The organism is Kosakonia sp. S42 (assembly GCF_016624785.1).
GTDB lineage: Bacteria > Pseudomonadota > Gammaproteobacteria > Enterobacterales > Enterobacteriaceae > Kosakonia > Kosakonia cowanii.
The window spans coordinates 1-325 of record NZ_JACVTW010000105.1 but is presented as its reverse complement, the minus strand read 5'-3'; the positions used below and the strand labels follow the sequence as shown (position 1 = coordinate 325).

General features: G+C 54.8%; 1 tRNA gene. It reads right to left on the bottom strand.

Features of this window, described 5'->3' with window-relative positions:
- A tRNA-Arg gene (locus IAE50_RS25770) sits at window positions 1-77 on the bottom strand.
- Window positions 78-325 lie beyond the last annotated feature (248 nt).

The window sequence follows — 325 nt, the reverse complement described above, 5'->3', positions numbered from 1 at the left end:
TGGTGCATCCGGGAGGATTCGAACCTCCGACCGCTCGGTTCGTAGCCGAGTACTCTATCCAGCTGAGCTACGGATGCATTGGGAAAACTTTATTTACAACGCAGATTCAGTGCCCTGTTTATCACAATCACACTGAGCAAGATGGTGCATCCGGGAGGATGACTCGGCTTCGCCTCGCCCTTCGGGTCGTTGCTGAAGCAACGCTATCCTCTCTGGTGCTTGCGGTTAGACCCGCCACCCCTGAGAAAACAGACTTACAGATATTGCGCAGAATATGGTGCATCCGGGAGGATTCGAACCTCCGACCGCTCGGTTCGTAGCCGAG